This is a genomic window from Phenylobacterium sp. P4_E10 (assembly GCF_056401675.1).
In genome coordinates this window covers 74,792-100,548 of the sequence record NZ_JBFUIW010000006.1, presented here as the reverse complement: position 1 = coordinate 100,548, position 25,757 = coordinate 74,792, and the positions used below count along the sequence as shown (strand labels likewise).

At 68.2% G+C, this 25,757-nt stretch carries 17 protein-coding genes and 1 tRNA gene; 7 read left to right on the top strand and 11 right to left on the bottom strand.

Annotated elements, in window-relative coordinates; all coding sequences use genetic code 11:
- Positions 1-57 precede the first annotated feature (57 nt).
- From AC1DQJ_RS08940 to AC1DQJ_RS08930, 3 genes are read right to left on the bottom strand one after another with little or no spacing between them, the layout of a single operon-like run.
- Positions 58-978: an isopenicillin N synthase family dioxygenase gene (locus tag AC1DQJ_RS08940; RefSeq protein ID WP_477602354.1), complete on the bottom strand. Its 921-nt coding sequence runs from the start codon at positions 976-978 to the stop codon at positions 58-60.
- Complete coding sequence (locus tag AC1DQJ_RS08935) at positions 975-1,829, bottom strand: ribokinase (RefSeq protein ID WP_477602352.1); 855 nt, start codon at positions 1,827-1,829, stop codon at positions 975-977. The genes AC1DQJ_RS08940 and AC1DQJ_RS08935 overlap by 4 nt, the downstream gene beginning before the upstream one ends.
- Positions 1,826-2,758, bottom strand: a complete 933-nt coding sequence (locus AC1DQJ_RS08930) for a nucleoside hydrolase (RefSeq protein WP_477602350.1) — start codon at positions 2,756-2,758, stop codon at positions 1,826-1,828. The genes AC1DQJ_RS08935 and AC1DQJ_RS08930 overlap by 4 nt, the downstream gene beginning before the upstream one ends.
- 90 nt (positions 2,759-2,848) lie before the next feature.
- Here AC1DQJ_RS08930 and AC1DQJ_RS08925 point away from each other — a divergent pair, with 90 nt between their 5' ends.
- Positions 2,849-3,103, top strand: a complete 255-nt coding sequence (locus AC1DQJ_RS08925) for a hypothetical protein (RefSeq protein WP_477602348.1) — start codon at positions 2,849-2,851, stop codon at positions 3,101-3,103.
- A 77-nt stretch (positions 3,104-3,180) separates the two neighbouring features.
- On the opposite strand, the gene AC1DQJ_RS08920 is transcribed toward AC1DQJ_RS08925, so the two are convergent.
- On the bottom strand, positions 3,181-4,548 hold the full coding sequence (locus AC1DQJ_RS08920) for a spinster family MFS transporter (RefSeq protein ID WP_477602346.1): 1,368 nt from the start codon (positions 4,546-4,548) through the stop codon (positions 3,181-3,183).
- Between the two features lie 111 nt (positions 4,549-4,659).
- Between AC1DQJ_RS08920 and AC1DQJ_RS08915 the strand changes: the two genes are divergently transcribed.
- Positions 4,660-5,295 (top strand): glutathione S-transferase family protein, encoded by a 636-nt coding sequence (locus tag AC1DQJ_RS08915; protein WP_477602344.1) that lies wholly within the window; start codon positions 4,660-4,662, stop codon positions 5,293-5,295.
- Between the two features lie 2 nt (positions 5,296-5,297).
- Positions 5,298-6,065, top strand: coding sequence for a M48 family metallopeptidase (locus AC1DQJ_RS08910; protein ID WP_477602342.1), 768 nt, complete (start codon positions 5,298-5,300; stop codon positions 6,063-6,065).
- A gap of 21 nt (positions 6,066-6,086) precedes the next feature.
- Here AC1DQJ_RS08910 and AC1DQJ_RS08905 read toward each other — a convergent pair whose 3' ends face one another.
- The 4 genes from AC1DQJ_RS08905 to AC1DQJ_RS08890 form a co-directional block, all read right to left on the bottom strand.
- Positions 6,087-6,911, bottom strand: a complete 825-nt coding sequence (locus AC1DQJ_RS08905) for a class I SAM-dependent methyltransferase (RefSeq protein WP_477602340.1) — start codon at positions 6,909-6,911, stop codon at positions 6,087-6,089.
- Positions 6,911-7,603 (bottom strand): 4'-phosphopantetheinyl transferase family protein, encoded by a 693-nt coding sequence (locus AC1DQJ_RS08900; protein ID WP_477602338.1) that lies wholly within the window; start codon positions 7,601-7,603, stop codon positions 6,911-6,913. The genes AC1DQJ_RS08905 and AC1DQJ_RS08900 overlap by 1 nt, the downstream gene beginning before the upstream one ends.
- Complete coding sequence (locus AC1DQJ_RS08895; protein ID WP_477602336.1) at positions 7,600-17,883, bottom strand: amino acid adenylation domain-containing protein; 10,284 nt, start codon at positions 17,881-17,883, stop codon at positions 7,600-7,602. Before AC1DQJ_RS08895 ends, AC1DQJ_RS08900 begins: the two co-directional genes overlap by 4 nt.
- A gap of 231 nt (positions 17,884-18,114) precedes the next feature.
- On the bottom strand, positions 18,115-19,035 hold the full coding sequence (locus tag AC1DQJ_RS08890; RefSeq protein WP_477602334.1) for a phytanoyl-CoA dioxygenase family protein: 921 nt from the start codon (positions 19,033-19,035) through the stop codon (positions 18,115-18,117).
- Between the two features lie 242 nt (positions 19,036-19,277).
- On the opposite strand from AC1DQJ_RS08890, the gene AC1DQJ_RS08885 reads away from it, so the two are divergent.
- Positions 19,278-19,365 (top strand) — tRNA-Leu (locus AC1DQJ_RS08885).
- A gap of 27 nt (positions 19,366-19,392) precedes the next feature.
- On the opposite strand, the gene radC is transcribed toward AC1DQJ_RS08885, so the two are convergent.
- The 3 genes from radC to sfsA all read right to left on the bottom strand — a co-directional run bounded on the left by radC (position 19,393) and on the right by sfsA (position 21,746).
- Positions 19,393-20,133: a RadC family protein gene (radC, locus tag AC1DQJ_RS08880; protein ID WP_477602332.1), complete on the bottom strand. Its 741-nt coding sequence runs from the start codon at positions 20,131-20,133 to the stop codon at positions 19,393-19,395.
- A 69-nt stretch (positions 20,134-20,202) separates the two neighbouring features.
- Positions 20,203-21,015: a type I methionyl aminopeptidase gene (gene map / locus AC1DQJ_RS08875; RefSeq protein WP_477602330.1), complete on the bottom strand. Its 813-nt coding sequence runs from the start codon at positions 21,013-21,015 to the stop codon at positions 20,203-20,205.
- Positions 21,012-21,746 (bottom strand): DNA/RNA nuclease SfsA, encoded by a 735-nt coding sequence (gene sfsA, locus AC1DQJ_RS08870; RefSeq protein ID WP_477602328.1) that lies wholly within the window; start codon positions 21,744-21,746, stop codon positions 21,012-21,014. Before sfsA ends, map begins: the two co-directional genes overlap by 4 nt.
- Positions 21,747-21,972: 226 nt before the next feature.
- Between sfsA and AC1DQJ_RS08865 the strand changes: the two genes are divergently transcribed.
- The 3 genes from AC1DQJ_RS08865 to AC1DQJ_RS08855 all read left to right on the top strand — a co-directional run bounded on the left by AC1DQJ_RS08865 (position 21,973) and on the right by AC1DQJ_RS08855 (position 25,739).
- Complete coding sequence (locus AC1DQJ_RS08865) at positions 21,973-23,151, top strand: polysaccharide pyruvyl transferase family protein (protein WP_477602706.1); 1,179 nt, start codon at positions 21,973-21,975, stop codon at positions 23,149-23,151.
- Positions 23,148-24,359, top strand: coding sequence for a Coenzyme F420 hydrogenase/dehydrogenase, beta subunit C-terminal domain (locus AC1DQJ_RS08860; RefSeq protein ID WP_477602326.1), 1,212 nt, complete (start codon positions 23,148-23,150; stop codon positions 24,357-24,359). Before AC1DQJ_RS08865 ends, AC1DQJ_RS08860 begins: the two co-directional genes overlap by 4 nt.
- Positions 24,360-24,548: 189 nt before the next feature.
- Positions 24,549-25,739 (top strand): outer membrane beta-barrel protein, encoded by a 1,191-nt coding sequence (locus tag AC1DQJ_RS08855; protein WP_477602324.1) that lies wholly within the window; start codon positions 24,549-24,551, stop codon positions 25,737-25,739.
- The last annotated feature ends 18 nt before the right edge of the window (positions 25,740-25,757 follow it).

Sequence of the window (25,757 nt, the reverse complement as noted above, 5' to 3'; positions counted from 1 at the left end):
GCGGCTATTTGAGCGATGAACTGGCCGTCGAGGCCGCCCGAGGCTGACGAGGTTCGCCTACTTGGCGAGGCCGATCTCGCGCAGGCGTTCGGCCAGGAACTCGCCGGCGGTGATCTCCGGCCACTTGGCGCCGTCGCCTTCGCAGGAGGCCAGGCACTTCAGTGACACGTCCGAGGCCGGGTGCATGAAGAACGGCATCGAGTAGCGGCTGACGTTCGGGCCCTGCGGATTGACCACGCGATGGGTGGTCGAAGGGATGAGGCCGTTAGTCAGGCGCTGGAGCATGTCGCCGCTGTCGACGATCAGGTTGCGCGGCTCGGTTTCCACCGGCAGCCAGGTCCCGTCGCAGTCGAGCAGTTGCAGGCCCGCGCCCTTGGCCGCGACCAGCAGGGTTATGAAGTTGATGTCTTCGTGGGCGGCAGAGCGCACGGCGCCGTCCGGCGCGTCTTCCGGCACGGGCGGATAGTGCAGGACCCGCAGGATCGAGGTCCCGGCGGCGACCTTGTCGTCGAAATAGTCCGAGGGCAGGTCGAGCTTGGGCGCCAGGGCGGTGAGCAGCACCCGGCCGGCCTCGTCGAGCGCCGAGAACAGGGCGCTGAAGGTATGCTGGAAGGCGGGAACCTCGGCCGGCCAGACGTTGGCCGGGAAGTCCTCGGCGGGCAGGCCCGGCGCCGGTTCGCGGCCGATCTGCCAGAACTCCTTGAGGTCGGGCAGCTGGGAGTCGCGGGCGTGCTCGGTCCCGAACGGCGTGTACCCGCGCATCCCGGCGGCGTAGTGCCGCTTGGTCACATAGGGAAGCTCGAAGACCTCGGCGCTGTGCTCGTAGGCGGCCTCCAGCAGCTCCTCGGGCACGCCGTGGTCGGCGAGGATGATGAAGCCGTAGTCCTGAAGGCCGGCCATCAGGGCGTCTGAGAAGGCGGCGCGCTCGGCCGGCGCACCCTGGGTGAAGGCCTTGAGGCTGAGTGTGGGAACGCTCATCGATCGCCCTCCAATCGGGCTTCCACCTCAGCGCGCGTGGGAAGCGAAGGTTGCGCGCCGGGGCGGGTGGCGCTCAGGCCGCCGGTGGTGCAGGCGAAGGCGAGGGCGGCCGGCGGCGCCTGGCCCTCCAGCAGCGCCAGGGTGAGGGCGGCGACGAAGGCGTCTCCGGCCCCGGTGGCGTCGATGGCGGTCACCGGCGGCGGCGCGGCGGCGGCGATCAACTCGCCGGCGCGGTAGAGGCCTGCGCCCCTGGCGCCCCAGGTGACGGCGATCAGGCCGGGCAACCGGTGCAGGGCCTCGCCATAGAAGGCGGCCTCGGTCTCGTTGACGACGATGAGGTCGGCGCGGGCCAGGGTCTCGGGCGGCAATGGCGCGGCGGGGGCCAGGTTGAGGCAGACGAAGCCGCTGGCCTGGGCCACGGCTCTGGCGACCGTCTCGGCCGGCAGCTCGAGCTGGCAGATCAGGGCGCCGTGCGCGGCGGTGGTCAGGCGCTCGGGCGTGAAGGCGGCGTTGGCGCCGGGGGCCACGACGATCTGGTTCTCGCCGTCCCTGGCTACGGCGATCAGGGCGACGCCGGTGGCCACGGCGCTGTCGACGGCGACCAGGGAGAGATCCACGCCTTCGGCCTCCAGCAGAGCCAGGGCTTCGTCGGCCATGGCGTCGGCGCCGACGCGGCCGACCAGCACGACCTCGGCGCCCAGGCGGGCGGCGGCCAGGGCCTGGTTGGCGCCCTTGCCGCCGGGGTGGCGGGCCAGGGCAGCGCCGGTGACAGTCTCGCCCGGGGCGGGCAGCTTGTCGGCGCTGGCCACGAAATCCAGATTGACCGAGCCGATGACGGTGATGCGGGTCATCGGGCGAGCCGTTCGTTCAGCAAGGCGAAGACCCCGTCGGCGTCGGCCTTGGTCGCCCACTGGATTCTGGCCGTGGCCGGATCGGGCAGGCGGAACTCCACCGCCGTGTGGCCAAGGGTCAGCGAGGATCTGGTCTCGACCTTCAGGTCGCAGGGCCGCAGGGTGAACAGCTGCGGCGCCAGCAGATAGGCGATGACGCAGGGATCATGGATCGGCGCGCCGACCCCCCCGACGATGTCGCGCTCGATGGCGTTGGAAAAGGCCAGCAGATCGGCGCTCGCCTGGGCCGCAGGAGTCTTGATGGCGGCGATGGCGGCGGTGCGGGCGGGATCCGAGCGGACCTGGTGAGTGACGTCGAGGCCCATCACCACGCAGCGCACGCCGGAGCCGAAGACCATCTCCGCCGCATGGGGGTCGGCATAGATGTTGTACTCGGCCGAGGCGGTGATGTTGCCGCCCTCGCTGCGCGCGCCGCCCATGACCACCACGGGGCCTAGGCGCGGAACGATCGCCGGCTCAAGTCGCATGGCCAGGGCCAGGTTGGTCAGCGGCCCAGTGACCGCGACGCTGACCTCGCCCGGCGCGTGCGCCATGACCAGGTCGGCGATCACGCTGGCGGCGCGCCCGTCGGCGACGCCGGTCGCGGGGGTGAAAGTCGACAAGGTCCCAAGGCCGGTCTCGCCATGGAAGTGGTCGGCCGCGATCGGCTGGCGGACCACAGGCGCGTGGGCGCCGGCGTAGATGGGCACGTGCTCACGCCCGGCGATCTGGCGGATGATCGCGGCGTTGCGCGCCGTGAGGCCGGCGGCGACGTTGCCGGCGACGGTGGTGATGGCGAGGATTTCGAGGTCTTGCGGCGACGCAAAGGCCAGGAACAGGGCGACGGCGTCGTCGACGCCGGGGTCGCAATCGAAAATGAGTTTGGTCACCGGGCCATTCTCAAGAGGAACGCGGCGGACGGCAAGCAGGCGTGCTGCAGTCGGCGCTGCTAGGGTGTGGGCAGGCAATAGGAGCTGGCGATGGCGAATGACGGGCGGCGGCTGTCGCCGGAATTGATGGGGCGGGCCGTGGCTCTGCTGATGGTGGCGGCGGCGATCTTCGTGGCGCCGCCGGCGAAATTCTGGCTGGCCGGTGGCGGGTGCGCCCTGGCGGCCGCGGTGTTCCTGGTCCAGGCGGCGACGGGGCGGCCGGTGCGGCGGGCCCGATGGCTCAATCTGGTGTTCGGCGTGATCTTCGCCGCGACGGCGGTGTGGCTGGTGTTCCTGAGACGCTAGAGAAAAGGGCGGAGGGGTGACCCTCCGCCCTTCCAGGGTTCCTAGCGCGGAGGAGTGAACCCCTCCGCCCTGGCAGATCAGCTGACCATTTCCTCGCGGATGGTCTTGCGGGCCACCCAGAAGAGGGCGAAGGCCACGAAGCCGAAGCAGGTCGAGATCATCAGCGCCCAGCGAACGCCCTGGGCGGAGCCGAGGCCGACGCTGTTGGCCATCAAGTCGGACAGGATGCCGACGGCCAGCGGGCCGAGGCCCAGGCCGATCAGGTTGATCGTGAACAGCAGGATGGCGGCGGTGGTCGCGCGCATGTGCGGCGGCACGATCGACTGGCCGATGGCGTAGACCGGACCGTACCACAGCGACCCCATCAGGCCGTTGATGACCAGGATCCAGAGGGCCACGGAGGCCGACGGGACGCTGACCGCCAGGATGTAGACCGGCACGGCCAGCAGCGAGGCGAAGGCCGGGACGACGACGTAACCGCGCAGGTCGGTCTTGGCGTACTTGTCGGCGATCTGGCCGCCGAGATAGGCCGAGATGGCGCCAGCGGTGCCGCCCATCAGGCCGAGCGCCAGGCCCAGGAAACCGATGGACTGCAGGCCGAAGTTGTCGGCCAGGCCTTTGATCTCGTCGCCGTGCACGCGCAGGAAGAACGAGGCGGTGAACGGGGCGTGGCCATAGCCGATGAAGGCCTTGATGGCGGCGCCGAGGGCGATGAGCCAGAAGGTCTTCTTCTTGCCGAGATACTTGAGGGTCTCGCCGAAGCTGGCCTGGGTCGCCTGGATGGCGGCGGAGTGCTGGGCCATCACCTTGCGCGGTTCCTTCAGGGTGAACCAGCAGAGCAGGGCGAACAGGATGCCGGGAGCGCCGGCCACCAGGAAGGCGACGCGCCAGCCGTAGGCGTCGGCCACCAGCCCGCCCATGACCAGGCCCAGAAGCCCGCCAAGCGGCGTGCCCATCGAGTAGAAGGCCAGGGCCGAGGCGCGCTTTTCCTTGGGCACGTAGTCGGCGATCAGGGAGTGGGCCGGCGGGGTGCAGCCGGCTTCGCCGACGCCGACGCCGATGCGGAACAGCACCAGCTGGGCGAAGTTCTGGGCCGCGCCGGACAGCGCGGTGAAACCGGACCAGATCGCCACCGCGGTGCCGATGATCAGCGGACGGTTGCGGCGCTCAGCCATGCGGGCGATCGGAATGCCCAGGACGGTGTAGAAGATGGCGAAGGCCAGGCCGCTCATAAGGCCCAGCTGCCAGTCAGCCAGACCCAGGTCGTTCTTGATCGGTTCGGCCAGAATATTGACCACCGCCCGGTCGAGGAAATTCACGATGTAGATCCCCAGGAGGAGGAACATCGCGTACCGGGTGTAAGAAGCGGAGAATGGAGCTGCGCTGACCGTGGAGGTGACGGGCGGTGCGGCCGGATCAACCGACGGCGCGGCGGTCTCGGTCATAAAAGCGTTTCCTGCGATAAGGGTCGAACTGAGTTTCTTATTGTTGACCCCACACTAGACGAGGCAGGGGGGGCTTGGGCAATAGGGGGACGTAGCGAAAAGGAGCGGCCGATGGAACTCGTGATCGGAACCAAGCGGTGGTCGACCTGGTCGCTGCGACCATGGCTTGCGCTCAAGCGCACCGGCGCAGGCTTCACCGAAACCACCATTCCGCTGCGCCAGGACGAGGGACGCACCGAGGCGGCGATCTTGCCTCATTCGCCGTCCGGGTTAGTTCCGGCCTTGAAGGACGGCGATCTGATCGTCTGGGATTCCCTGGCGATCTGCGAATATCTGGCCGAGAAGTTCCCCGCGGCGAAGCTGTGGCCGACCGACCCGGAGCTGCGCGCCCTGGCCCGCGCCGCGGCCAGCGAAATGCACTCCGGCTTCCAGTCGCTGCGCGGCGAATGCCCGATGGCGTTGGAGGCCGAGCCGAAGGTCACGACCCTTTCGGAGGCCACCCAGAAGAACGTGCGGCGAATCGTGGCGCTGTGGTCGGGTCTGCTGAGACGGTCGGGCGGGCCGTTCCTGGCCGGCGAATGGTCGATCGCCGACGCGTTCTACACGCCGGTGGCGACGCGGTTCCGGACCTATGGCGTGCACCTGTCCGACTATGGCGACGACGGCGCCTGCGGCGCCTATTGCACGCGCCTGCTGGCGACGCCGGAATTCGTCGAATGGGAGACCGCGGCTCGCGAGTCGATCTGAGTATGAGCCGGCGGGTGCGCATCCTGCTGGGCCTGCTCGCCGCCGGGGTGCTGGCCGCCTGCTCGGACAACGCGCAGACCGGACGCAGCCAGTTCGCGGTGGTGCCGGACGAGGCCCTTTTGCAGATGGCCGACCAGTCCTGGAGCGATCTTAAGAGCCAGACGCCGGTTTCGAGCGACGCGGCCATGCAGGCGCGGCTGGAGCGGGTTGGCCGCAAGATCGTTGCGGCCAACGGGCGCGACGACCTGGACTGGGAGTTCGTGGTCTTCGACCGGCCGGAGGTCAACGCCTTCGTCCTGCCCAACGGCAAGGTCGGCGCCTTTCGCGGCCTGATGGAGCTGGCCAAGGACGATGACGAGTTGGCCGGCGTGCTGGGGCACGAGGTCGGCCACATCCTGGCGCGCCATCCCTCCGAACGCGTCAGCCAGCAGTTGGCGGTGCAGGTCGGGGTCGGCGTGGTGCAGGCGGTGCTGTCGAACGGCGATTACGCCGAGCACGCTTCGGACATCGCTGGAGCGCTGGGCACGGGTGCGATCTACGGCGTGATCCTGCCCTATTCGCGCAGCCATGAGCTAGAGGCCGACCGGCTGGGCGTCGAGCTGGCGCAGCGGGCCGGGTTCGATCCGGCCGGGACGCTGAGGTTCTTCCAGCGGATGGCGGAGGAGGGCGCGAAACGCCCGCAGCCTCCGGAGGTGCTGTCGAGCCACCCGGCCGACGGACCGCGGCTGGAGGCGCTGGGGGAGGCGGTGGCGGCGTTGCCGAAGGGCTAGGCTGCGAACTGAAGCAGACCCCTAGGCGGCCTTGACGCCGATCATCAGCATCCAGCGAACGCTGGGCGTCACCAGTTCCTGCTCATAGGCCACCGTGAAGCCGGCCTGGCTCAGCCGGCGGCGGTGGTTGTGGGAGAAGGAATTCTCCCAGCCATGCGCGAAGGACTCGGTCTGGCTGGCGAGGTCGTGGTCCGGCGCGACCGGCTCGACCAGTGCAATCGCCGCCGGGGCGGCGCGCCCCAGCGTCTGCAGCAGATTGTCGAAGCTGGCCTGCGAGAAGTATTCCAGCACCCCGCCATTGGAGAACAAGACGGTTCCCGGCTGCGGATGCGCCGCGAGCCAGGTCTCGGCGTCGGAGTGGACGAAGCTCAACGGGCGGCCGGCCTGCCGGTGATTTGCCGCGGCGCGTGCGACGACGGCCTCATTGATATCCAGGCCGACCGCCTCGCGGATCTGCGGCAGACGCTCGGCGCAGTAGGCGAGAACGCCGCCATCGCCGCAGCCGATTTCGACCAGGCGCATGAAGCCGCCCTCGGCGATCACCTTGGCAAGCGCATCGACGATGATCGCGTGGTGGTCGCGAAACAGCTGGAACCGGGCGTCCTGGTGGTGGTCGTGAAACCGGTCGCCGGATTGGCCCTTCCAGAACGCCGCGAGGGCCCCTTCGATCGAGGCGGCGTCGCCCTTCGACTGGGCGTCGAACAGGCGCGCACGAACGATAGCGCGCTTAACGGCGGCCGCGCGGTCGGGGTTTCGGTTGTCGTCGATCTCCTGGGCGAGGCCGGGCAGGGCGAACTCGGCCGCGCGGCCGACCAGGACCTTCAGCGCATCCTTGGCGCGGTTCATCAGAGCGGCGCCGGACCGCGCCTGACGGCGACGCAGCAGATGGCCTGCGGATGGGCCAGGCGGACGAACTGCAACTGGGCCGCCGGCGCCAGCGGCCTGCGGTAGCCGACCGGCCAGCCGTCCGACAGCTCCAAATCGATCTCCTGGGGTTCGAGCATCAAGCCTTCGCCGGTGAGCTTCATGCGCGCCTCCTTCGCGGTCCAGTAGGACAGGAAGCAACGGATCCGGTCGTCGGCTCGCACGGCCGCGAGCGCCTCCTGTTCGGCCGGGGTGAGGCAGGCCCTTGCCAGGTCGTCCAGATGGCCCGCGAGTCCGTCGGCGCGGTCGATGACCTCGACGTCGATACCGACCTCGCCGCCCTCGGCGATGGCGATCACCGCCCGCGCCCCGGAATGCGAGAGGTTGAAGTGGGCTCCGTGGTCGGGAAGCATCGGCTTGCCGCCGTCGCCCACCGCGATCGGCACCGCGCTAGGCGCAAAGCCCAGGAACGCTCCCAGCCGGCGACGCAGCCGTCCGTGGGCCCGAACATAGCGGTCGCGGTCGCGTTGGAACACGAAGCTCGCGGCGCGAGCCTGCTCGTGAGCGTCGAGTTCGGCATAGGCCTCGTCCAGCGCGATATCGGCGTCGGAATCGAGGTCGCACTCGTCGATCTCAATCCGTAGGCCGCTCACGTCGATGGCCCGGCCGTTCATGGCTTGGCGAGGGCAGCGTCGATCCGCGCGTCCATGAAGGCGGCGAGGCGTTCGGCGTCTTTGCCCTTGAGCATTTCGAGGTGATTGCAGTCGGACCAGGTGCGTTCGATCTTCGCCGTATCGATGAAGCCGTCCCAACCGAGATACGGATAGGCGGCCACAAACCGCTTGGAGGCGAGGGTGACCTCCTTCGACAGCACCAGGCTGGCCGCGCCCGCATAGGGGCCGCCCTTGTATTTCTGGGCCGCCGTCAGCCAGGCGAGCATGCTGCGATGGCTGCGCGCCAGGGTGGGCCGCAGGACGCCAAGCGCGTCGAGCCCCCAGCCGCGGAACAGACGGTTGCGGACCTTCGCGGTCGCCCGCTCGCGCAGCAGCGGAAGGCCGTGCTCTCGCAGCAGCCGCATTTCGTCTTTCAGCCGCTCCGACAGGGTGACGACCAGGGGGCCGTCGATCGCCTCGGCCTTTTCGCGGGCCGCTGCTCCTGGCGCGTAGGTGTCGAGCAGGATCAACTCGGCCACCTGCTCGCCGGCGGCGCTCAACTGGCGCGCCATCTCGAACGCGGTCATCGCGCCGGCGGAATACCCGGCCAGCAGATAGGGGCCGGTGGGTTGGTGGCGGCGAATGTAGCGGATGTGCTCGGCCGCCATCGCCTCGATAGTGTCATGCGGCGTATGGCCAAGTACGCCACGGGTCTGGAGGCCGACGACCATCCGTCGGCGGCCCAGCAGGGCCCCAAGCTCGACCAGGTTGTTCACATTGCCGCCCGCGCCGCCGATGAAGAACAGGGGCTTGGCCGCGGTTCCAGAAGGCCCGGCATGGATCACCGTCGTGGTGTCCCAATCGGCCTCTCTGTCGAGCTTGCCGGCTCGTCCGCCGGACCCCGGTTGCGCTTCGCCGAGCACCTCGGCGAGCTCGCGGATCGTCGGATGGGTGAACAGGGTCGAAATGGGCAGGTCGGGCCCGAACCGGCGGCGGATCCGGTCGAACAGGCGCACCGCCATTAGCGAGTGTCCGCCGAGGTTGAAGAAGCTCTCCTCCACGGAGAGGACTGGTCGCTGCAGGATGTCGGTCCAGATCGCGGCCAGCTCGACCTCGAGATCCGATTGCGGCGCCACAGCCGCGGCCGCCTCGGGCGCCGCGAACGCTTCGCCAAGCAGCGCCCTGCGGTCGACCTTGCCATTGGGCGACAGCGGCAGCTCCGGCACCAGATTGATCGCCGCGGGGATCAGGTGGCGCGGCAGGCGCTCGCCGAGCAGGCGCGTCAGCCGCTTGCTGGAAAGACTGTCGTCCGTGCAGACGACGAAGGCGACCAGCCGTCCGCCGTCGGGGCCGGGCTCGTGCGCCACGGCGGCCTTGAGCACGCCGTCGATCTCCTGTAGCCGCGCCTCGATCTCAGCGGGCTCGATCCGGAAGCCGCGGATCTTCACCTGGTCGTCGCGGCGGCCCAGGAACTCGATGGAGCCGTCCGGCAGATGGCGGCAGACGTCGCCAGTCCGGTAGAGACGGGCATCCACATCGGCGCGTTCAGGCTGTCCGGAGACTTGGTCGTCGGGGAAGGCCTGCACCGTGAGGTCCGGCCGATCCAGATAGCCGAGCGCCAGGCCGTCTCCGCCCACGACCAGTTCTCCAGGCACGCCCGGCGGCACGAGTTGGAGCCGCTCATCGACGATATAGGCCCGCGTGTTGTTGATTGGACGGCCGATCGGAACCGAGGTCGCGCGGCGATCGAAGTCACGCGGAATGCGGTAGCAGCAGCTGAAGGTCGTGTTCTCGGTCGGCCCGTAGCCGTTGATCAGGGTGGTGTTCGGCAGCGCGGCCTGGGCGCGGGCGATGTGCGACACGCTCAGCGCTTCGCCGCCGGCGAGCAGTTCCTCCACGCCCTCAAGCACGCTCGGGTTCTCGTCGATGATGGTGTTGAAGAGCGCCGCCGTCAGCCACAGCGTCGTGACGCCGGTCGACTTCAGGATCTCGCCGAGCCGCGACAGTTCCGGCAGCTGGTCCCCCGGTGGGACGACCAGGGCGCCGCCGTTCAGCAGCGCGCCCCAGATTTCGAACGTCGAGGCGTCGAAACTGGCCGGCGCGAGGTGGGCGATGACCCGCGTGTCGTCGAGATGGACATAGTTGGCGCCGAGCACCAGCCGAGCGACCGCGCGCTGGGGTACGACCACGCCCTTTGGCGCGCCGGTCGAACCCGAGGTGTACATGATATAGGCGGGGTCGGCGCCTGCCGATGCGGTTGCGTCGAGGTCCTTCAGAGTCGGGCGTATGGCCGGCTTGTCCATGCAGATCACGCCGCCGTCGACGGGATCGAAGGCGGCGGCCAGATCGCTGGTGGTCAGCAGGGCCTTGGCCTTGCTGTGCTCGAAGATCAGTTTCGCGGCCGGGATCGGCGCGCTGGCCTCGATCGGGACGTAGGCGGCGCCGGCCTTCAGGGTGGCCAGCATGCCGACTATCAGGTCTGCAGACCTGTGGAGGCGCAGGGCGACGCAGTCGCCGCGCCGGACACCGGCCCGCCGAAGCTGGGCCGCCCAGTCATCGGACAGCCTGTCGAGTTCGCCATAGGTGATCGGGCGCCGCGGAATCGTGTCGGTCGGCGATCCGGCGACCAGCAGGGCGGTCTTGGCGGCATGGCTGCTGGCAACGCCGCGGAAGATGTCGGCGAGGCCGGAGTGGCGCGGATAGTCCACCGCGCCGCCGGCCCATTCGCCCAACAGACGCTCGCGGTCTTGGTCCGCGATCAGCGCCACGCCGGCCAGCGGCGCCTCCGGTTCGGCGGCGGCGGCGGCCAGGAAGCGGATGTACTCCTCCATCCGGCGCTGCATCGTGGCGGCGTCGAACAGAGCGACGTTGAACGTGCACTGCAGTTCGAGATTGGCGTCCTTTTCCACGAAGTTCAGGAACAGGTCCAAGTTCTCGTAGGCGCGCCCGACCGAGCCGGCTTCGACCTCGAGGTCGGCGAAGGTCATGCTGGTCGAGGCGGGATCGAGGTTGACCGCGACAGACACCAGCGGCGCCCACTCGGCGTCGCGGTGCGGCTGGATTTCCTGGACGAAGGACAGGAAGTCGAAGTTCTGGTGCTCCAGCGCGTCCAGCACGGACGCGCCGATGCCGCGCAGGTGAGATCCCAGCCCCCCGTCGAGGTCGGTGGACAGACGCAGCGGCAGGAAGTTCACGCAGTGCCCGACCAGGCTCTTGCCGCTCATCAGCGGCTGACCAGCGGCCGAGAACCCGATCGGATTGTCCCGCACGCCGGTCAGGCGGGTGAGGTAGGCCGCGAAGCCGCCAATTAGCGAGGCGAACAGTGTCGTTCCATTGGCCTTGGCGACAGCGCGCAGGCTGGCGACCACCGCGGGGTCGAGGTTGATCTCGATGCGGCGGGCGGCGTAGTCGCGGCGCTTCGGACGCGGGCGGTCGCTCGGGAACTGCACCCGCGGCAGCGCGCCGCCATAAAGCTTGAGCCAATATTCGCGGGCTTCGGCGCGGGCCTCGCGCTGTTCGGCTTGGCCCAGGAAGTGGATGTAGTCGCCGAGTTGGTGCGCCGGCGCGAGCGCCGGAGCCCGGTGGGCCTTCTGCGCGGCGTACAACTCGCCCAGATCACGCAGGAGCACGCCGCAGGACCAGCCGTCGGCGATGACGTGGTGCACGCAGAGCAGGACGAGATGCTCTTCGTCGTTCAAGCGCACGACCTTGCAGCGCACGAGGGGACCGTTCACGAAGTCGAAGGCCGTGGTGACCTGCTCGCGCCGGGCACGTTCGATGTGGACGGCTTGCTCGGCCGCTGACAGGCCGCTGGCGTCGACGAGGGACAGCGGCGTGTCGATGGACGGCCGGATCGTCTGGGTCAGGCCGTCCCGGTCCGGGGTCGAGCGCAGGGCCTCGTGGCGATCTGCCAGATCGATCAGGGCCGCCTTGAACAGGTCGAGGTCGAAGGCGCCCTTGAGCCGCAGCGTGCTGCAGAGGTTGTAGGAGCAGGAGGCTTCCGGGCTGAACTGGGCCGAGACCCAGATTTCCTGCTGGCCGGTGGCCATCGGAATGCGCCGAGCGGTGTCGGGGTCGCGGCCGTCCAGCAGGCCGACTTCCATCAGCGCCGTGGCGCTTTCCATGAACGCGTCGCGGATGGCGGCGAGATCAGCGTCGCTGTGCGCCGTGGTCAGGAAGATCGGGCGGCCCTCATAGGTGAGGATCCCGCGGTTGCGGAGTTCGAAGAACAGGAGGTCGGCGTATTCCTGGTGCTCGGTGAAGGTGACCCGCAGGACCGAGGCGAACTGCTCGACCTTGATGGGCGCCTTGGCCCGCCTCAGGAAAACGTTGAGCTCGCGCGCCAGTCCGGCTGAGCGCGCGTTCAGGCGCTCCTGCAGTTCGGGGCCTTCGCGCTTGAGATGTTCGAGCGTCGCCTTGGCGGCGGCGAGCGCCATCGGATGCCGGACGAAAGTGCCCGCGAACCAGGTCATGTCGGCGGTCGGCACCGACTGGTCGCCGAACTCCCAGAAACCGCCGTCGAGGGCGTCCATGTACTCTGCGCTGCCGGTGACGATGCCAATCGGCAGGCCGCCGCCGGCGACCTTGCCGTAGGTGGCCAGGTCTGCGCGAACGCCGAACAGCGCTTGGGCGCCGCCGGGATGGCTGCGGAAGCCGGTGACCATCTCGTCGAAGAGCAGCGGGATGCCCAGCTCCTCGGTCAGCTTGCGCAATTCGTGCAGGTACTCGCGGGGCTGGAAGTCGGGATTGCGGCTGCGGACCGGCTCGACCAGGACCAGCGCCAGGTCGTTGACGTTTTCCCGGATGACGTCGAACGCCTCCTGGTCACCGTACTGCAGGATGATGGTGTTCTGCACCGCCTCATAGGGGATGCCCGGCGCGCTGGGGAACGTCGCCATGCGGCTGCCGGTCCCGCTGCCGCGCACCTGCATCTCGTCGAAGATGCCGTGGTAGTGGCCGTCGAACTTGGCGATCTTCGACTTGCCGGTCACGGTCCGCGCGATGCGCACCGCTGCAAGCACGGCCTCGGAGCCGGTGTTGCAGAACGCCACCCGTTCCATGCCGGTCAGTTCGGAGACGAGCTCGGCGACCTCGCCGGCCAGGACCGTCTGCGGGCCGATGGCCAGGGTCCTGTCGATCTGGTCGCGGATGGCCTCGACGATGAAGTCCGGCTGGTGGCCCAGGAAGGTCACGCCGTACCCGGAGACGAGGTCGATGTACTCGTTGCCGTCGACGTCCCAGACCCTGGAGCCCTTCGCCTGGTCGGAGAGGACCGGGTAGACCATTTCCTTCCAGCGTGACCGGAAGCCCTGGACGGTGCGCGGGTCGGCGAGGACGGCGCGCGACGCCTGGGCCGAGAGCTTGGCCTTGGGTGTGCGCTCGACCGTGCGGGCGATCAGGCCATCGATATAGAGTTCCTGCTCGGCCGTAAGCTCGGTCGAGGCGGTCTTCTTGATCTTGGCGATGCCGGGGCTGTCTTCGGACAGGCTCGGCGCAGGAGCGCCAGCGCCTCCCAATGACGCCGTCGAAGCCGCCGGGACAGGCGCCTCGATCGGACCGATGTCGGCGTCGGCGGCGAGCTCGCCATCGATGTAGCCGGCCAGCGCGTCGAGCACGGGCGTCGTCTCGATCAGCTGGCGGGTGGTCAGGCGGATGCCGAACGCCTTCTTGAAGGCGGCGTTGGCCTGGGTGAGGAACAGGGAGTCGAAGCCGAGTTCCAGGAACGTCGCGTGCGGATCGATCAATTCGATCGGCAGGCCGCTCAGCTTGCAGACGATCGCCTTCAGCTGAAGCAGAATCCGCTCGCGCCGCGTCGCGGGAAGGGCGTCGGCGGGCAAGGCCTCGGCCACGGCGGCGACGATCGGCGCGCTGGCGACGGGGACGGCGGCGGTGTCGTTGGCGGCGAAGGGCACGGCGTCGACCCAGTGCCGGGTCCGCTCGAAAGGATAGGTCGGCAGGGGGACGCGCCGACGCGCCTCCGCCGTGAGGCTCGCCCGGTCGAGCACGCCGCCGGCTAGCCAGAAGCGGCCCAGGGCGGCGAGCAGGAACTCGGAGTCGGGCGCGGTCTCCTGCGGATGGCGGATCGTGGCGATCACCGTGTGGCCCGCGCCACGGCGCAGGTTCTGGCGGGTGAGGGTGCTCAAGACCTGGCCGGGGCCGATCTCGAGGAAGATGCGTTCCGGATCCTCAAGCAGCTTCGACACGCCGTCCGAGAACAGCACGGTCGAGCGCAGGTGGCTGACCCAGTAGTCCGGATCGGTGGCCTGCTCGTCGGTGATCCAGTCGCCGGTCAGGTTCGAGAGGAACGGGCGCTTGGGCCGATGGAACGTGACGCGCTCGAGTTGGTCGCGGAAGTCGTTGAGGATCGGCTCGACCAGAGTCGAGTGCGCGGCGACGGCGATGTGCACGTGGCGGGTTTCGACGCCCTCGGCGGTCAGGACGTCGGCGAGGACCTGGACGGCCTCGACCGGGCCTGAGACCACGCACTGGTCGTCGCGGTTGATGGCGGCGATCGAGAGCTCGGCCGGCAGCCGTTCGCGCAGCGCGGCGGCGGTCATCGGCACGCTGAGCATCGAGCCCGGCTCCAGCGTCTCGAACAGCCGGCCGCGGCACATGACGATGTCGAGCGCGGCCTCGAGCGAGAACACCTCGGCCAGGCAGGCGGCCGCGTACTCGCCCATGCTGTGGCCGATCATCGCGTCCGGCTGCACGCCGACCGCGAGCCAGGCGCGCGCCATGGCGTACTCGACCGCGAACAGGGCCGGCAGGGCGACGGACGGGCGGTCGAAATCGCCCTCGGCCTGGTGGATGGCCTCGATCAGCGACTGACCGGTGCGCGCCTCATAGATGCGGCTGCATTCGTCCAGCGCCTCGCGGAATTCTGGATGGGCGGCATAGAGCTCGCGGGCCATGCCGGCGTATTGCGAGCCGCCGCCCGGGAACAGGAAGGCGACCGGAGGCGCGTCTCCAGCGGCGCCGCTGCGCAGGGCCTCGCCGGGGGCCAGGCGACGCAACTTGGCGATGGCGTCGGCGCGGTCGGTGCAGACCAGCCCCATCCGCTTTTCGAAGCGCCGACGGCCCACCCGCAGGGTGTGGGCGACGTCGGCGAGATTGGCGTCCTCGTGGCGCTCCAGCCAGTCGGCCAGATCGGCGCAACGGCGGGCCAGCGCGGTGTCGGTGCGCGCCGAGAGCAGCAGAAGTTGAGCTCCCTCGGCCGGCGCGGAAGCTTCCTGAACAGGCGCCTCTTCCAGCAGGAGGTGCGCGTTGGTGCCGCCCAGGCCGAACGAGCTGATCCCGGCGCGCCGCGGCTTGTCCCCGCGCTTCCACTGGATCGGCTCGGCCGCCACGAAGAACGGCGAGCCGCCGAAGCCGATGGCCGGATTGGGCGCAGTGAAGTGCAGGCTCGGCGGGATGACCTCGTTCGTGAGCGCAAGCGCGGCCTTGATCAGGCCGGCGGCCGTCGCGCCGGCGTCGAGATGGCCGATGTTGGTCTTGACCGACCCGACCGCACAGAAGCCGGTCTGGTCCCCGCTGGCTCGGAAGGCGCGGGTCAGGCCTTCGATCTCGATCGGGTCGCCCAGCACGGTGCCGGTGCCATGGGCCTCGATCATCGAGACCGTGTCGGCCGAGACGCCGGCCTTGTTGTGGGCGTCGGCGATGACGCTGGCCTGGCCAGACACGCTCGGCGCGGTGAAGCCGGCGCTGGAGCCGCCGTCGTTGTTGATCGCGGTGGCCAGCAGGACGCCATAGACGTGATCGCCGTCCTTGAGGGCGTCGTCCAGGCGTTTGAGCGCCACCATCGCCACGCCGCTGCCGCGCACCATGCCGTTGGCCCGGGCGTCGAACGCCCGGATGTAGCCGTCCGGCGACAGCGGGCCGCCCTCTACATAGTGATAGCCGACCCGAGTGGGCGACAGCACCTTGGCCCCGCCGGCCAGGGCGACGTCGCACTCGCCGCGGCGCAGGCTCTCGGCCGCCATGTGGATCGCCACGCCAGAGGTCGAGCAGGCCGTCTGCACCGTGACCGCCGGGCCGCGCAAGCCCAGCCGATAGGCGATGTGAGTGCAGGGGAAGTCGCGCTCGTTGCCGATGAGCATGTTGTAGTCGGCGGCGCGCTCGCGCAGGGCCGGATGGCTCATCAGGTTGTTCAGCAGATAGGCGTTGCGGCCGACGCCGCCGAACACGCCGATACGGTCGGAGCCCTGCTTGGGATCGACGCCGGCGTCCTCCAGCGCGGTCCAGGCCGCTTCGAGCAGGATCCGCTGCTGCGGATCCATCAGTTCGGCCTCGCGCGGGGTAAAGCCGAAGAAGGCCGCGTCGAAGCTGTCGGCCTCGTCCAGCGGATAGGCCGCGGCGACGTAGTCGGGGTCTTCCAGCAGCGCCGGGTCCTCGCCTGCGGCCTCCAGATCGGCGCGGGTCACCTCCACCCGGCCCGAACGGCCGGCGAGGATCATGTCCCAGAAGCTCGACACATCCGGCGCGCCGGCGAAACGGCCGGCCAGGCCGACGATGGCGATCCGATCGTCCGCAGTCGCCGATTGCGTTTTGGCAGTAACGACTGGCGCCTCGGCCGGCCGAAGGCGCTGGTCCGCGATGCGGGCGATGTTCTCCACGGTGGGCGCGTCGAAGAATTCGGCCACCCTCAGATGCAGGCCGCGTTCGCGGCGGCAGATCTCGAGAAAGCGCATGGCGAGCAACGACGTGCCGCCCAGTTCGAAGAACCGGTCGCGGCGTCCGACCCGGTCCAGCCCGATCAGGTTCCGCCAGGTCTCGGCGATGAAGCGTTCGAGGTCGCCGCGCGGCGCGGCGAAGGCCTGCTCGAGGTCCGGCCTTTGGCGTCTGGGCGCGTTCAGCGCGGCGCGGTTCAGCTTGCCGACCGCGGTCAGCGGCAGGCTATCCAGCACTGTCCAGGACGACGGAACCATGTAGGCCGGGAGCCGGTCCTCGGCGTAGCTGCGCAGTTCGGCCAGGCTCGGCGCATCGTCGCGATCGGCGGCGACGAGCCAGGCGAGCAGGCGGCGGTCGTCGGCGGTCTCGCCCGCGGCGGTGACGGCGACATCGGCGAGCTTCGGATGGCCCTTGAGTACCTGCTCGATCTCACCCAGCTCGATGCGGTGGCCGGCGATCTTGACCTGCATGTCCTTGCGGCCAAGGAACTCGATGTCGCCGCTGGGCAGCATCCGCACCTGGTCGCCGGTGCGGTAGATCCGGCCGCCGGGCAGATCGGCCCGCTCGATGAAGCGTTCGGCGGTCAGCTCAGGACGCTCGTGATAGCCGAGCGCGAGACCGTCGCCGGCGATGCAGAGTTCCCCGGCCTCGCCGACCGCGACGGGATTGAGGTCGTCGTCGAGGATGGCGATGTCGGTGCGCTCGATCGGGCGGCCGATCGGCACAGAGGTCATGTCTTCCGGCAGCTCGCGCGGGATGCGGTAGCAGCAGGCGAAGGTGGTGCACTCCGTCGGGCCGTAGCCATTGACAAGGTTGGCGGCAAGCGCGGCGTTCGCCTTGCGGACGTGCTCGAGCGACAAGGCCTCGCCGCCGACGAGAAGCTCCTCGATCCCCGCCAGCATTCCGATGTCGACGTCGACGATCGCATTGAACAGCGAGCTGGTGAGCCACAGCGTGTTGATCTGGGCCGTTTCGAGGACGGCGCGGAGGCGGGCGAAGTCGGGCAGGCCGCTGTCGGGGTAGATCACGCAGGTCCCGCCGTTCAGCAGGGCGCCCCAGATCTCGAAGGTCGCGGCGTCGAACGACACCGGCGCCATCTGCAGGATGCGGCGATCGGGTCCGAACTTGGTGTAGGTGGCCCCCACGGTCAGCCGGGTGACGCCGCGATGCGGGGTGACGACGCCCTTCGGCGTTCCCGTCGAACCCGAGGTGTAGATGACATAGGCCGGGTCGTCGGCGCTCGCGTTCGGCAGCTTGGCCATGGAAGCGGCGGGGGCGGCGGCGATCTCGATGGCGCGAACGCCCTCGGCGAGGAAGTCCGTATCGAGGCCGGGCGAGAGCAGGATGAAGCCGATGCCGCTGTCGCGCTGCATGAAGTCGAGGCGCGGGGCCGGGTAGGAGAGGTCGAGCGGTACATAGGCGCCGCCGGCCATGAGCACGGCCAGCATCGCCACGACGACGTCGAAGTCACGGTTGGTCGCGATGCCGACGCGGTCGCCAGGCAGGACGCCACTCGCCAATAGCGTGCTGGCGAGAGCTTCGGCGCGGGCCTGAAGCTCGGCGTAGGTCAGGATCTCCGTCGGGGCGCCTTCGGGATGCCCAAGTGCAAGCGCCGCGGTATTCGGGCTGCGCAAAACGCATTCGCGAAACACGGTCGTAATTGCAGAGGTGTTTGGGCCATCTTCGTTGGTATTCCAACCAAGATGCCGAGCGCCCACTTCGATATTCATAGCCCCAAAACAACCCTCCTGCGACGAAGCCTATGTCCAAAGCGACCAGGTCCAAAATGGAATCTCGTCGGAATTGAATGGAAGCTGCGTCGTGTGCGATATTTTGCTTGGATTTCTGAGCAATTACAGTGAAGTTTAGGCGCGTTTCAGGCGTAGAAGTCGGCCTCTGATCCGGCCCACCCACCGATAGATAAACTCGCTGACGCTATCGGTCCGGTTGAGGTGGAGGGCCCAGGCGAACAGCGGCCGATAGGGCTGCGGCAAGCGCTCAAGCATGGCCGGTGTGACCCGAACCTGCGGCTTGCGCTCATACCCCGGGCTCTCGACGTACCAACTGCGATGGAAGCTGAAATAGACGGTCGGCCGCACCGGGCCCGAAACATTGGCCCCGCCGCGATGGAAAATGCGCGCGTCGATCAGCAGGGCCGACCCCGCACTGAAGGGCGTCCGCAGGGGCGGGGCGGCCGTGGCCTCGGCCTGGTTGCGAACCCGATGGCTGCCCGGCCAGAATTCCGTGGGGCCCATGTCCAGCGTCACGTCGATCAACGGGATCAGCAGGGTCATCGCGAACGGCGGCAGATCGATCTCGGAATCCAGACCGCCGAACAGGAAGTTGGAGTCGCGGTGGAGGATCTGAGGCCCTGCTCCGGGATGGGAAATGACCACGCCCATCTCGCCGATGATCACTTGCTCGCCCATCAGCTCCTTCACGATGGCGAGGATCGAGGGCGCTGCGAAAAAAGCTGGATTGGCTAGCGGGCCATCGATGGCGATGGGAACCTGAGCCCTCAGGGGGTCGTCCTGGAAGCGGCGATAGAGCGCCTTTTGGCCCGCCGCCATGTGCACGTCGTGGCGGACTTTGAAGTCTTCGAGCACGGCGGCGACGACTTCGGCCGGGATCGCATTGCGGACGATGATGCCGCCATTTCGACGCACGGACGCCGCGGCGTCCTGCAGCCAGGCCTTTTGTTCCGACGGCGTTAGGTCCGCAGACATGGCGTTCCGCGCCAGATCCTCTGCGTTCACGCCGCTCATGGTGCGTTCGGCTAGAGTCATGTCTTCTCCGTGCCGGCGGCCTTGAATCCGTGGCGGCTAAGTCCTGACGTTCCCCCATCGCCCTCGCAGCGAGCCGAGCACATATTTGACATATTTACGTTATCTGACAAACGGCAAGTCGCATCGCTCGCGGCGCGAGTCGTCGCTGGCCCCCGGCGCGGCGAAGTCGGAGCGCGACACGGGCCCAGCCTGCCGCCTGCTTGGCCTGGATACGGACCGTCGCTATAGAGGCCTGGCAGCGCGCGGGCGTGGCGGAATTGGTAGACGCAACGGACTTAAAATCCGTCGAGCCTTAGGCTCTTGCCGGTTCGACCCCGGCCGCCCGCACCAGCCTCGTTTCGAGCGCGCCCTAACGTCCTAGAACAAGCCCAGAGCCCTGAAACTGGCGACGCCGTCGCGGCCGACCACTAGATGGTCGTGGACCGCAATGCGCAGCGAGCGAGCCGCCTCGACCACCTCGCGGGTCATGGTGATATCGGCCTGCGACGGCGTGGGATCGCCCGAAGGGTGGTTGTGCACCAGGATCACGGCGCTGGCCGACAGCTCGAGCGCCCGCCGCACTGTCTCACGCGGATAGACCGGCGCATGGTCGACCGTGCCACGGTTCATCACCTCGTCGGCGATCAACTGGTTCTTCTTGTCGAGGAACAGCACTCGGAACTGCTCGCGCGGTTCATGGGCGAGCGCGAGCTTCACATAGTCCAGAAGTTGGCTCCAGGAACTGATCACCGGGCGTTTCTGGACGGCGGCGCGGCCGATGCGCAGCGCGATCTCCTGCATCAGCGTCAGGTCTAGGGCCACGGTCTCGCCCACGCCCGGAACGCTGCGGAGCTCGGGGATCGAAGCGGCGAGCACGCCCGCCAGCGAGCCGAAACGCGAGAGCAGCGCCTTCGCCAGCGGCTTCACGTCGCCCCGCGGCAGGGACCGGAAGAGCTGAAGCTCCAGCAGTTCGTAGTCGGGCAGGGCGTCGAAGCTCTTGCCCGCACGCTCGCGCAGCCGCTCTCGGTGGCCCAGGTGCGGTGAGCGGGCGGCAGGGGCGGGCGCGCCGGTCCACAAGTCCGCCAGCGGCGCCTCGCCCAGGTGTCTGGGTCCGTGCATGCGAACAATGTTCGCTATTTGTTCGGTATTGGCAAGGGGCGCCAAGCGCGCCCCTGCCTAGTCGCTGTCCTAGGCGATGGTGGGCTGGAAGATGCCGGTGGGCGAGTCCGTGAAGATCTCGTAGCCGGTCTCGGTGACGCCGATGGAGTGCTCGCACTGGGCCGACAGCGACTTGTCGCGGGTGACCGCCGTCCAGCCGTCAGCGAGCAGCTTCACCTGGTATTTGCCGAGGTTCACCATCGGTTCGATGGTGAAGAACATCCCCGGTTGCAGGACTTCGCCGGAGCCCTTCTGGCCGAAGTGCAGGATGTTCGGCGCGTCGTGGAACACCTTGCCCAGGCCGTGGCCGCAGAAGTCGCGGACCACCGAGCAGCGCATCGACTCCACATACTGCTGGATGGCGTGGCCGATGTCGCCGGTGCGGGCGCCCGGCTTGACCTGGTCCAGGCCGCGCTGCAGCGCTTCGTAGGTCACTTCGATCAGGCGCTTGGCGCGGGGCGCGACCTCGCCGACGCCGTACATGCGGCTGGTGTCGCCATGCCAGCCGTCGACGATCACGGTGACGTCGATATTGACGATGTCGCCGTCGCGCAGCACCCGCTCGCCGGGAATGCCGTGGCAGACGATGTGGTTAGGCGAGATGCAGGTGGTTTTTCCGTAGCCGCGATAGAACAGGCAGGCCGGAATGGCGCCGTGGTCCAGGATGAACTCCCGGGCCAGATCGTCGAGCTTCTCGGTGACCGCGCCGGGAACCACATGCGGGGTCAGCATGTCCAGGCACTCGGCGGCCAGCTTTCCAGCGCGGCGCATGCCTTCGAAACCTTCGGCCCCGTGGATGCGGATCTGACCGGTGCGATGTTCGGCGTCGAGGACGTCGGTCATGGGTATGCTCTCTCGGCTTCCGTTGGCGCCGCATCGCGCCACGGAACGGGGCGGGCGATGCGCACGGCGCTGGGGCTTATGTCGCAATCATAGCAGAGAACTTCAACGCCTGCCCGGGCCGCGTCGATCAATCCTGCCGCGTATTTTGCATCAAGGTCGGCGCAGGCGGCGAAGCTGTCGCAGTCGGTACGTTGGACCACGAACAGCATCACCGCGCGGTGGCCCTCGGCTACCATGGCCTTGAGTTCGGCCAGATGCTTGAGCGAGCGGGCGGCCACGCAGTCCGGGAACTCGGCCAGCGTCCCGCTACGGCGCAGGTGGACGTTCTTCACCTCCAGCCAGCACGGCGCGCGGCCCTGGTGCTCGAGCAGGAAGTCGACCCGCGAGGCGAGGCCGTATTTCACTTCGCGCCGGTGGCTCGCATAGCCGCTGACCTCTGGAATGGCGTCGGCCGCCAGGGCCTCGGCCACCAGCCGGTTGGGATGCATGGTGTTGACGCCGACCATGCCGCCGTCGACCTCGACCAGCTCCAGCGTATGGGCGAGCTTGCGTTTCGGATCGTCCGACTTCGACAGCCAGACCGGCAGGCCCGGCATGTTCAGCCCGAGCATCGCGCCGGGGTTGGGGCAGTGGGCGGTGAGCGCGGTCCCGTCATCCAGAACCACATCGGCGAAGAAGCGCTTGTAGCGGCTGACAAGCTGTCCGTGGACGAGCGGCTGGGGAAAATCCATGAACGGCGGGTCCGTGGTTGAGCGGCGCTGATTTAAGGGACCTGACCGCCGAGAGCTAGTCATGGCCCGGGAGTTCCGGTGTTCGCTGGAACGGGCCCGCCTTCTGGCCAGGTTCGCATATGGCTATTGCGCCGACGCTTACGATCCGTTTGGAACTAAGGGGCTATGGACCGCCAGTCGCCGTTGGCGCGCCGTCACGAGTTTGAGGATCAGCCGCTTGGCCGCGATGACTAAGCCGCTCCGCATCGGGTTGCTCTGGCACTCTCCGAGTTCGGGCAATCTGGGCGTCGGCGCCCTGACGATCGCCAACCTGGCGATCGCGCGCGGCGTGGCGCGGGACATGGGCCTGGAGCCCGAGTTCCTGATCATGGGCATGCGCGAGGCCAACCGCGCCTATCTCAGCGAGGCCGAGGCCGGGCGCTATCCAATCGATACGCGCGTTCTGCTGTCGCCCGGCGGGTTCTGGTCGGCTGTCGGGGGGATCGACGGGGTCCTGGACATCGGGGCGGGGGACAGCTTCGCCGAGATCTATGGCCCAAAGCGCTTCGCGTTCCTGTGGCTGACCAAGATGATGACCTTGGCGCGTGGGAAGCCTCTGCTGCTCTCGCCGCAGACCATCGGGCCGTTCACCAAGTTCGGCTACAAGCTCCTGGCCAAGCGCGCGCTCGAGGGCGCCAGCGCGGTGGTCGCTCGCGATCAGGCGTCCTTGGAGGCGCTGGGCAAACTGGCGCCTCGCGCCAACGGCGCGCTGTCGGTGGACGTCGCCTTCGCCTTGCCGTTCGAAGATCGCAGCGCCGAGCGTGGCGGCCCGCGGCTGCGCGTGGGCGTGAACGTCTCCGGGCTGCTGTTCAACGAGGCGGAGTCCGGCCGCAACCGCTTCGGCCTCGGCTTCGACTACGCCGGCCTGATGCGCGACTTTCTGCGGACGCTCGCGGCGCGGCCCGACGTCGAAGTGCATCTGGTTACCCATGCCCTTCATGCGACCGACCCTTGGGACGACGATGGCCGGGTGGCCGATCGTCTGGCCCAGGAATTCCCCGGCGTCGTTCGGGCCCCGGACTTCGTGGGCCCCTCCGAGGTCAAGTCCTACATCTCCAGTCTCGACTTTCTGGTGGCGGGACGGATGCACGCCTGCATCGCCGCCTTCTCGACCGGGACGCCCGTGGTCCCCATCGCCTACAGCCGAAAGTTCACGGGCCTGTTCGGCACGCTCGGCTATAAGTGGCTGGTTCCGGTCTCCGGCATGAAGGAGCAGGAGGCGCTGGCCTTCCTGCTCGACCGGCTGACCCACCGTGACGAGCTGCGAGAGGATATCAGGCGGGGGATGTTGAAGGTCGACGCCCTGCTCGAGGTCTACCGCGCCGAGCTGCGGAAGTTCTTCGGAAGCCTGGAGCGGCGTTCATGACGTCGCCGACGGTCGACCGCGTCCTGAAAGGGCAGCTCTGCACCGGTTGCGGCCTTTGCGCCTCGGTTGCGGGCGAGGCCATCCAGATGGAGATGGTCGCCCCAGGCTACAGCCGACCGCAGCAGCGCGGCCCGGTCAGTCAGGGGGCCGAAGCCGCCATCGCGGCCGCTTGTCCCGGCGCGGTGGTCGCCGAATGGGACAAGGCGGAGAACGTCCATCCCTATTGGGGGCCCTGGCTGCGCGTCGCCACCGGGCATTCGCTGCGTCCCGACGTCCGATACGAGGGATCGTCCGGCGGCGCCTTGTCGGGACTGCTGATCCACGCCCTGGAGACCGGTCTGGTGGATCGCGTCATCCACGTGCAGCCTGACCCCGAGCAGCCGACCCGCAACCTCGTGGTGTGCTCGCGCACCGCCGCCGAGGTGCTGGCCGGGGCCGGCTCGCGATACACCGCCTCCTCGCCCTTGGCGCAGATCGACGCGGCGCTTTCCGAGGGCGGGGCGATCGCCTTCGTCGGCAAGCCGTGCGACGTGTCGGCCCTGCGCCGCCTGGCGCAGGTGGACGCGCGCGTTGGTCGTCACGTCCCGATCATGCTGTCATTTTTCTGCGGCGGCATGCCCAGCCATGACGGGGTGGACCGCATCCTCTCGACCATGGGCGTCCGTCGCGAGGACGTCGTGGCCTTCCGCTATCGCGGCCAAGGCTGGCCCGGGAAGACCGCGGCCACCACCCGCGACGGGCAGGTCGCCGAGATGGACTACGCCGACAGCTGGGGCGGGCATCTGTCGAAGGAAGTCCAGTTCCGCTGCAAGATCTGCCCTGACGCGGTCGGGGGTGTGGCCGACATCGCCTGCGCCGACGCCTGGTACGGCGGGGAGAGCGGCTATCCGACGTTCGACGAGCAGGACGGTCGAAGCCTGATCATCTCGAGGACGCAGGCCGGCGAGCGCCTTCTCAGCAGCGCAATCGGCGCCAGGGACATCGAGGCCGAGGATCTCGACATCGAGGAGATCGGCCTGATGCAACCGTCCCAGGCGCGCAGAAAGCGCCTGATCGTGGCTCGCACCGCGGCGCTCGTGGTCACCGGTCAGCCGAAGCCGGTCATGTCGGGCGTGCAGGTGATGGAAGCCGCCAAGCGCGGATCGATCGGCGATGCGGTGCGGAACTTCGCCGGAACGGTGCGGCGTATCATATTGGGCCGCCGCTAGTCCGCCTGGGTTAGCGTTGCGCGGCGGGTCACGCGTGGAGCGGCGCAAAAACGTCCCAGCCGGAGCCACACGGGGCGGCCTTCCTGGCGCCGATTTTGCTGCTTTTTACGGTGCGCTTGCAAGAACGGCGAGATATCACTCCGTTAGCTATTTGCAGCCTATCTGGCGGGGTCGAGGGGGAGCTTGAATATGGTCTACGGAAAAGTGGTTGCTGGGGTCGCGCTGTGTACCGCGATCACGTCATCTACGGCCCTCGCGCAGGAAGTTCGCAAACTTGATTTCACCCTCGGTGTTCAAGTCGAGCACCACAGCAACGTCGCGCTGACCAACGATACTCAGGCAGCCCTGCGTGGGCTGACCCCTGAAGACACGATCTTTACGCCGACCGCCGCGATCGATTTTTACCAGCCCCTCGGCAGGCAGGGCCTCTTTCTGCGCGGCAGCGTCGGCTATGCGTTCTACGAGACCAACGACGACCTCAACCGCGAGCAGTTCGACCTGAGTGGCGGCTTCAGCGGTCGCGCGGGCCCCTGCGCGGGCAGGCTGACGGGCGACTACAACCGCGGCATCAACCGTATCGACGATCCGATCCTGATCGATGCGGAAAACGTCCAGGAAATCACGCGCGCCACCATCGAGGTTGGATGCTCGCGGGAGACCGGTCTGGGTGTTGTCGGCTCCGCCTCGAAGGAATGGACTGAAAACGAAGAGCCGCTCGCCAAGCAATCGGATTCCGAGCGCGACACGGGGATGGTTGGGATCAGCTATTCGCGACCGACGTTCGGCTCCGTGACCCTGTTCGGAAGCATGGAGAAGGTGGAGTATCCGAACCGGCTGATCGACGATGGCTACGATCTGAGCGCCATCGGCCTCACCTATTCCCGCATGCTCGGCGCGCGAATTCAGGGTGAGGTCTCGGTGGCCTACACCTCGGTGGATCTGCACGCGCCGACGCTGCCCGGCTTCAGCGACGATAATTTCGAGACGACCGCCTATTCGGGGAGCCTGACCTACCGAGCCAGCAGCCGCCTGAACCTGCAGGCGTCGTTCGACAAGTCGGTCACCCCGTCGTCGGGGCTTGGCCGGTCCTATGACGTCAACGAGGTCTACCAGTTCTCGGGCGACTACAGCTTCGGCTCTCGCATCAACCTTCGCTTGGGCGTGGCCCGGGCCGAGCACGATCTGGAGGGTGGATTTGCCTTTCCGACCATTCAGCTGACCGATTCCACGACCGATGCTTTCTATGCAACGGCGACTTACCAACAAAGCGAACGTCTAGCCTTCAAATTGACGGGCGGGGTGGAAGAGCGAAACACTAATGCGCCCCAGTTCGACTATACGAACAATCGCGTCGGCGTCGGCGTCGACGCCAAGTTTTAGATCGAGGCGGAAGCAAGC

What these genes read in the sequence shown, in the direction of transcription:
- AC1DQJ_RS08940 (WP_477602354.1), bottom strand. Translation starts at nt 978, where the DNA reads ATGAGCGTTCCCACACTCAGCCTCAAGGCCTTCACCCAGGGTGCGCCG.
- AC1DQJ_RS08935 (WP_477602352.1), bottom strand. Translation starts at nt 1,829, where the DNA reads ATGACCCGCATCACCGTCATCGGCTCGGTCAATCTGGATTTCGTGGCC.
- AC1DQJ_RS08925 (WP_477602348.1), top strand. Translation starts at nt 2,849, where the DNA reads ATGGCGAATGACGGGCGGCGGCTGTCGCCGGAATTGATGGGGCGGGCC.
- AC1DQJ_RS08920 (WP_477602346.1), bottom strand. Translation starts at nt 4,548, where the DNA reads ATGACCGAGACCGCCGCGCCGTCGGTTGATCCGGCCGCACCGCCCGTC.
- AC1DQJ_RS08915 (WP_477602344.1), top strand. Translation starts at nt 4,660, where the DNA reads ATGGAACTCGTGATCGGAACCAAGCGGTGGTCGACCTGGTCGCTGCGA.
- AC1DQJ_RS08910 (WP_477602342.1), top strand. Translation starts at nt 5,298, where the DNA reads ATGAGCCGGCGGGTGCGCATCCTGCTGGGCCTGCTCGCCGCCGGGGTG.
- AC1DQJ_RS08905 (WP_477602340.1), bottom strand. Translation starts at nt 6,911, where the DNA reads ATGAACCGCGCCAAGGATGCGCTGAAGGTCCTGGTCGGCCGCGCGGCC.
- AC1DQJ_RS08900 (WP_477602338.1), bottom strand. Translation starts at nt 7,603, where the DNA reads ATGAACGGCCGGGCCATCGACGTGAGCGGCCTACGGATTGAGATCGAC.
- AC1DQJ_RS08890 (WP_477602334.1), bottom strand. Translation starts at nt 19,035, where the DNA reads ATGACTCTAGCCGAACGCACCATGAGCGGCGTGAACGCAGAGGATCTG.
- radC (WP_477602332.1), bottom strand. Translation starts at nt 20,133, where the DNA reads ATGCACGGACCCAGACACCTGGGCGAGGCGCCGCTGGCGGACTTGTGG.
- map (WP_477602330.1), bottom strand. Translation starts at nt 21,015, where the DNA reads ATGACCGACGTCCTCGACGCCGAACATCGCACCGGTCAGATCCGCATC.
- sfsA (WP_477602328.1), bottom strand. Translation starts at nt 21,746, where the DNA reads ATGGATTTTCCCCAGCCGCTCGTCCACGGACAGCTTGTCAGCCGCTAC.
- AC1DQJ_RS08865 (WP_477602706.1), top strand. Translation starts at nt 21,973, where the DNA reads ATGACTAAGCCGCTCCGCATCGGGTTGCTCTGGCACTCTCCGAGTTCG.
- AC1DQJ_RS08860 (WP_477602326.1), top strand. Translation starts at nt 23,148, where the DNA reads ATGACGTCGCCGACGGTCGACCGCGTCCTGAAAGGGCAGCTCTGCACC.
- AC1DQJ_RS08855 (WP_477602324.1), top strand. Translation starts at nt 24,549, where the DNA reads ATGGTCTACGGAAAAGTGGTTGCTGGGGTCGCGCTGTGTACCGCGATC.